Raw genomic sequence first — 6338 nt, 5'->3', positions numbered from 1 at the left:
CCTCGGCCGATTTCCACCTCCCGCCATCCGGTTTTACCGCGCAGGGTGAGTAGCATGCCCTTGTCGAGAATCTCGATCCAACCGCGACCGTCCTCAGTCTGGTCCGCCTTCAGATCGAGGCCGACGACCTCGGAGCGCCGAAGACCACCGGCAAAGCCGATGAGCAACATTGCCCGATCCCGCAGGCCGCGCAAAGAGCCGCGATCGAGCGTCTCGACCATGGCGATGATGTCTTCAGCCATGACCGCTTCCTTCTGGACCGGTGGCTTGGCGTGGCTGTTGCGGATACCGGCCATCACGGTGGCGATGTGCCGGTCCTTGCGATCGAGCGAGAGGCCACGTTGAGCATAGTTCCAGGAGAGCGAGGAGAGGCGGCGTTCGATGGTCGAGACTGAATTCGCTTTTGCACACCGTTCAGCCGTGCCGGAAGCGCAGGCGGTGATGTAAAGTCCGACGGTCTGTGGATGCGGGGGCAGGGGGGCCAGATTGGACCGCCTGCACCACGCCGAAAAGTGCTTCCAGTCGGCGGCATAAGCTTTACGCGTGTTGGCGGAGCTCGCCGCCTCGACATAGCCCCGGGCGCGATCAGCAAGGTTAGCGAGATGAGCCGGTGTCTTGTCCTCGCCGGCAGGGGAGGGGAGGGCGCTGTCGCCCGACACCTGCGGCACAGAAACATCATGCTCCGCAGCCGTGCTGAGAGACGGCGCTGAGGTGTCCTCGATGTGATTTTCGGTGTTCTGCTCGATGATTTGGGCCATCTCTCTATAATGAGCAAAACGTCCGATAAGGCAACATTATCGGACATTATAGGCTGTCGACAAAGCGTGCGGTTTTTGTTGATTGTGATAGCTATAAGTGCACACGCGGCATATGCTGGTCGACATGGATTCGCGCCCGCTCCAGCCGTCATCGCCGTCCCTTCCGTGCATGCAGCTGCCGGGCTGGACGCTGCCCCGCTGCCGCAAACCGAACGAAGCAGACGCCGCCTTCGCAGCTGGCATCGCCCTGAAATCGCTCGACGATCTCGTCAAAACCGAACCACAGTGGGCCGGCTGTTGGCGCGCCCGCCAGGCGCTGAAATGTGCCGCCGTGGCGGTGCAGCTGATGGGGCGCACCGAGGACGAACACGCGTTGCGTGATGCGCTTTTGCTCACCGCCGCCGGCGACGATCCCGGGCCCGCCGGAAGGGTATTTCTGGCCTACAAAAGGCTTGTCAGCCGAAAACCAGGTTTCTCCTCGAAAAGTGTCGCCGAACTGGCTGACCTGCTGGAGCTTGTCTGGGACGACCATCTGGCGGCCGCCATCGATCATGCCGACACTGCCCAGCAGTCCGGGCGCGCCGCGCCCTTTGCCGCCGCGGACCTGGTGAGCGCCGTCTACGCCGCCCGTCCGGATGCCGAGCCGCTCGCCTGGGCACTTGCCGACCTGCTGATCGCCGCGCTGCTGAAATGGGATTATGCCGTGCCGCTGCTGATGGCCGAGCGGTATGGGCCGGCCTTCAAGACATCAGGGGGCAGGGGCCGTGTGCGCCCGGGGGAACCCACCTTTGCCCGCGCCGTCTGCCTGGCCGTGGTCGAAGGCACCGGCGCGGCGTTGCGTGCCGCGGGCGAGATCGCGCGCCGTGCCGACACGTTGCTTGCCGCCGCGCCCAAAGTCCGGACGAAAGGTGCCTGCGTGGTGATCCAAAGGCTGCTTGACGAGGACGCCGTGGCGGCCTCGGCACCCGGCAGCAATCTGTCGCGCTGGGCGGCGAGCCGGCTGTTCGATCGGCTTGAGGGGTTTGGTGTCGTTCGTGAACTGTCCGGCCGCAGCTCGTTCCGGATCTATGGGTTGTGACATGAGCGGATCGGAGGCGGCCAAAGCACCGCATGGCAAAGGACGCACCCGGCAAGCGAACGCTGGAGATGAACATCTCCTGGATCGGGAGCTGGCGGACCTGCCGCCGGACTTGCGCTGGCGTGAATGGATTCTGCGGGTGGAGGCGGTGATTTTGCTTCCGATCAGCCCGTCGGCCGCGAGACGCTGGCACGCGTCGTTGGCCGCGACTGTAGCATCGATCTGTTGATCGATGACCTGCGGGAGGAATTGCGCGATCGACCCTATGAGCTGGTTTCCGTCGCTGGCGGCTGGCAGCACCGCACTCGTGGTCGGTTTGCGGACACCATTCGCGCCTCGTCGGCGCCGACCCGCTCGGCTGCCGCGGGACTCTCCGAGTTCGAGGCAATGGTGTTGATGGCGGTGGGATATTTCCAGCCCGTCACTCGCGGCGAGCTCAGCAAGATCTTCGGCAAGGAAGTATCGCGCGATACGATCGGCGCGTTGCGGAGCGCCGGCTTCCTCGCCACCGGCCCGCGCAGTCCGACGCCGGGCGCGCCCTATACCTATGTAACGACCAAGCACTTCCTCTCCGCTTTCTGCATGGAGACGCTACGCGACCTGCCCGACATCGAGGCGCTCGAGGACGCCGGACTGCTCAGCCGGAAGGAAATTGCTGTAGCAGCAGGGCGATCTCCAAGCGATGTATCGGAGGCACTGGAATAGTGCCTTTGGGGCTTGCGTAGCCTGTCAAACCCCACGGTCACCTTGCCGTGCGGGAAGTGATGAGGCGGGGACATTGTCCCGATCAGAGGCGTGGGGTCGACAAGCTAGACCGGGTCGTTAGTCGACGCGTCGCCGGTACCTGCCTTTTCGGCGTGACCCAATATATTCCAGCAACCTGGCGCGCTGAAGGCCCTGGATATCCCGCCGCGCGGTCTTCAGGCTGACCTGCCAGACGAGGACAATCTCCTTGGCACCACATCGGTCAGGCATGTGTCCCCGACCGAGCAGCGCTCGTTTGGCGTCGCTCTGCGACGCAACTGAAGTGAAGTCGGACATGTCGCACTTCCGCCATCTTCATTCAACGAGCGCATGTTGCGGCGATGACAAGCGGACGAGGTGGAACGGGACGGTGCGCTTGCCTGATCCGGTAGACCGCGGCAGGAGGAAGATTGGCGAGTGTGCCTCCGATCCGCTCCGCCTCCAGCCCGAGATGATCAAGCAACCTGAGTGGAACCGGGCAGCGAGGACCGTACGTGAATTGGTAGAGCGAGCCGTCAGCCCGCATCTTGCGGAATGCGCCCGTCAAAATTGCAACCACTTTACGGGGCGGCATCGACAGCAGCGGCAGCCCGCTGATGACAGCACCGGCTTGCCTCCCGTCGAAGAGATCGACCGTCCGCAGGCGTGCGGCATCCATCCAGAGCGTGCGTGCTCTCGGGTAGTGGAAATGGAGCGCGGCGGCGAACTCTGATCCGAACTCGATTAGCGCGAGGTCTTCTTGCCTGACGCCACGAGCGATCAGGGCGCGCGTGAATGCTCCAGTGCCGGGTCCAAGCTCGATCACCGGCCCAGTGTCGTGCGAGATTTCGGAAGTGATGAGGCTGGCCAGCGCCCGGCCTGACGGCGCGACAGCCGCGACGCGCAGAGGGTTCTTGAGCCAGGCCTGAAAGAAGCCGAACGTCTCGGCGATACGCTGTTGCTTCATGGCAAATGATCTCGAACACGAATCTTTTGCGGGCGACGCGGGCAATGGCGCGCCGCCGCGAGCAGATCTCAGGTCCCGCAAAACGCGGCGCCCGGTTTGCGACGGGCGCGAACCCACCTTGCGATCCAGAACAGGGCCGCCTCCGCGATGAGAAGGCTACCGAGGGCAGTCAGGGCGAGGATCGTCGTGTTCGCCTTCTCGATCGAGTGGGAAGCCAAGTAGCCGATGCCGATGAACAGGCCGTTCCAGAGCACGACCCCGGCCGCCGATGCGGCCAGGAAGCTCCGGGAATTCCCGCGAAGAAGGGCCGCGAATGCGGGAGCGAACAGCCTGACGGTCGGCACGAGCTGAAACGCGAAGGCCAGCGCGGTCTGGTTGCGGCGGAAGGAGGCGGCCCCGCGCTCGATGCGATCAACTGACATTCCGAAGAGTCGGCCGACTCCGTTGATGAGGCGCGTCGATCGCGTTTCGCCCAGTCCCCGCAGGGCGTAGAAGCAGGCTGCGCAACCGATCATGCCGCCGAGGGCAGTCGACAGGAAAGCGGCCGGCAATGACCAGGCGCCGTCGGCCGCGCCGATGCCGACCGCGAGCAGCAGCCCGTGGGAAGGGATCACCGGCACGAAGCGCTCGGCGAGCGCGAATGCGAAAAGACCGATGAGCCCATAAGCGCCGATCCACGCCATCATTGCTCCAACGGGATCGAAATCCATAGGCAGATCCTCTTTAGTTGAGGCGAGCGGTCTCGTTCGCCGGGGATGAATGGTGCTGCCGCCTCCGTCGCGCGGAGCGACGGAGGAGCGACACGATGAAGACGCCCGTTATTCGGAAGGCCACGATTGCTCGGGGTGCGAGGCGTGGATCACCGGACATGGCGACGCCTCAGAACCGGTAGGCGATCGCGAGGCCGCCACTCGGCTGCCAGCGGCGTCCTTCTTCGGTGACGGGGCTGTCGGCGATATCGCCGACGAGGTAGTTAGCTCCGATCCGGCCCGTGACGCCGAAGCGCTCGCTGAACCAGTATCCGGCAGTGACGCCGACGCCGACATCCTTGATGCCAGATCCCGGGCTGTAGGTGGCCAGACCGCTTGCCGCGGACTCAGCCGGGGTAACCCCGAAATAGGTGCGCGCATAGTCCTGGTTCACCCAGGTCGTTTGCGCTTCGAGCGACAGAAAGAAATCGTCGCGACGAACCGCGGCGTAGCTGGCGCTCGCTGTCGCGAGGAGCCCGTCATGGACGCCCGAGACATCGTGGACGACGGAAAGCTCCATCGCCAGTGCGCCCTGGCCGCTCTCGTCGCCGCCGAAACGATAGCCGATGAACCCGCCCGCCTCGATCGCCGTGTCGATGTCCGGCAACAATCCAACCGCGCCGTCCACGTCGCTTCTTGGCAGGCGCGCGCCGATGACGGGTCCGATCGAAAGGCGCGGATCGGACGCGAGGTCGGCCCGCGCCCGAAGCCCGCGGATTTCCAGATTGATGTCGCCCCAGTGGACGTCCGCCTGCACGAAGGGGATCGCGCGGAGATCCTCAGCCCCGTCATATTCGGGAACCACGCCCGCGCCGATCGCGACGACGCCGTGGGGGCCGATGTCGGGCGGCGCTGCCTGGGCGTTGGCGCTGGTGGATGACAAGGCTGCGCCACCGGCGAGCAGGATGGGAAGGACTACACGCATTATCGAAACTCCTTCTGCAGGGAGGTGGGGTCCCCGAAGGCGCCCGCCTTGTTCGCGGTGCGCCTTCGGGGGGGGTGAAGGCCGCCGGTGAAATGGGGGAGCGGCGACCTCCGGTCGGATCGGCGGAAGTGGGGGCGGCTATCCGCGATCCGGGTTCAGTTCGAGGCCGAAGCAGCGATGGCTGGCTTCGGCCGCCCCACGGGTGTGATGTCTTGCGGATCGCGATCGCCTCAGAAGAAGCCGCCATTGGCGAACACGAGCTGCCCGTTGATCCATTCGCTGTCGCCAGAGCACAGCCCGGCGATGGCGTTGGCGACATCCTCCGGCTCACCGATGCGGCCATAGGGCGTCATCTGCGCGGCCTGGGCACGCTGCGGGGGCGGCACGTCGAGCAGGGACGTGTTGGTCGGTCCAGGCGCAAGCGCGTTGACGGAGATGCGGCGGCCGGCGAGCTCCTTGGCGAGGCAGCCGGCATAGATCTCCTGGGCGGCCTTGGTCGCGGCATAGCCGCCATGGGTCGGCCGCCGGGCGCGGATCGACGTCGAAGCAAGCGTGATGATGCGGCCGCCATCGCGGGTGCGCCGCGCGGCCTCGCGCAGCACGTTGAAGCTGCCCTTCACATTGGTGGCGATCATCCGGTCGAAGGCCGCGTCGGTGAAATGGGCGAAGGGTGCGACGTTCATGATGCCGGCGTTGCTGATCACCACGTCGACGCCGCCGAAGGCCTCGTCATTGGCGTCGAACAGGGCCTTGACCGCCGCCGGATCGGCGACGTCGGCCTGACGGGAGATGGCGCGGCCGCCCGCCGCCTCGATATCGCGCACCACCTGGGCCGCAAGATCGCGGTTGGTGAGGTAGTTCACGGTCACAGAGAAGCTATCGCGCGCCAGGCGCTTGGCGGTCGCGGCGCCAATGCCGCGCGACGAGCCTGTGACGATGGCGGCCCGCCCAGTTCCAGGCAATGCGCGGCTACTAGTCTCGGAGGTCTGTGCCGAGGCCACCCCCCCGAAGGCGACGGCTGCGGGGGCGGCGGCGGTGAGTGCCAGGAACGTGCGGCGGGCGTTATCGGTATCGGACATTGGAAAGTCTCTCTTTCTCAGGAAATCGCGAAGCTTGGCGGTACGGTGATGGCCGCATT

6 protein-coding genes and 1 pseudogene are annotated in these 6338 nt (G+C 65.5%); 2 read left to right on the top strand and 5 right to left on the bottom strand.

Going from position 1 to position 6338, the window contains the following annotated elements:
* A partial coding sequence (locus LQK81_RS23395; RefSeq protein WP_230808812.1) for a tyrosine-type recombinase/integrase occupies positions 1-758 on the bottom strand: 758 nt, incomplete at its 3' end.
* Between the two features lie 112 nt (positions 759-870).
* Between LQK81_RS23395 and LQK81_RS23390 the strand changes: the two genes are divergently transcribed.
* Positions 871-1836, top strand: coding sequence for a DUF1403 family protein (locus LQK81_RS23390; RefSeq protein WP_230808811.1), 966 nt, complete (start codon positions 871-873; stop codon positions 1834-1836).
* A 1-nt stretch (position 1837) separates the two neighbouring features.
* Positions 1838-2541, top strand: a pseudogene (gene scpB, locus LQK81_RS23385) (SMC-Scp complex subunit ScpB).
* Positions 2542-2899: 358 nt separating this feature from the next.
* Here scpB and LQK81_RS23380 read toward each other — a convergent pair.
* The 4 genes from LQK81_RS23380 to LQK81_RS23365 form a co-directional block, all read right to left on the bottom strand.
* Positions 2900-3526 (bottom strand): class I SAM-dependent methyltransferase, encoded by a 627-nt coding sequence (locus tag LQK81_RS23380; RefSeq protein ID WP_230808810.1) that lies wholly within the window; start codon positions 3524-3526, stop codon positions 2900-2902.
* Between the two features lie 68 nt (positions 3527-3594).
* Positions 3595-4236, bottom strand: a complete 642-nt coding sequence (locus tag LQK81_RS23375; RefSeq protein ID WP_230808809.1) for a DedA family protein — start codon at positions 4234-4236, stop codon at positions 3595-3597.
* A 169-nt stretch (positions 4237-4405) separates the two neighbouring features.
* Positions 4406-5200 (bottom strand): MipA/OmpV family protein, encoded by a 795-nt coding sequence (locus tag LQK81_RS23370; protein WP_230808808.1) that lies wholly within the window; start codon positions 5198-5200, stop codon positions 4406-4408.
* Positions 5201-5430: 230 nt separating this feature from the next.
* On the bottom strand, positions 5431-6279 hold the full coding sequence (locus LQK81_RS23365; protein WP_230808807.1) for an SDR family oxidoreductase: 849 nt from the start codon (positions 6277-6279) through the stop codon (positions 5431-5433).
* Positions 6280-6338: the final 59 nt, after the last annotated feature.

Source organism: Rhizobium sp. GN54, assembly GCF_021026345.1.
Lineage (GTDB): Bacteria > Pseudomonadota > Alphaproteobacteria > Rhizobiales > Rhizobiaceae > Mycoplana.
The sequence above is the reverse complement of the archived record's forward strand: the minus strand, read 5'-3'. Positions and strand labels throughout refer to the sequence as shown.

Bases quoted from the DNA above. Each gene is read 5' to 3' on its own strand.
- LQK81_RS23390 (WP_230808811.1), top strand. From the start codon at position 871: ATGCTGGTCGACATGGATTCGCGCCCGCTCCAGCCGTCATCGCCGTCC.
- LQK81_RS23380 (WP_230808810.1), bottom strand. From the start codon at position 3,526: ATGAAGCAACAGCGTATCGCCGAGACGTTCGGCTTCTTTCAGGCCTGG.
- LQK81_RS23375 (WP_230808809.1), bottom strand. From the start codon at position 4,236: ATGGATTTCGATCCCGTTGGAGCAATGATGGCGTGGATCGGCGCTTAT.
- LQK81_RS23370 (WP_230808808.1), bottom strand. From the start codon at position 5,200: ATGCGTGTAGTCCTTCCCATCCTGCTCGCCGGTGGCGCAGCCTTGTCA.
- LQK81_RS23365 (WP_230808807.1), bottom strand. From the start codon at position 6,279: ATGTCCGATACCGATAACGCCCGCCGCACGTTCCTGGCACTCACCGCC.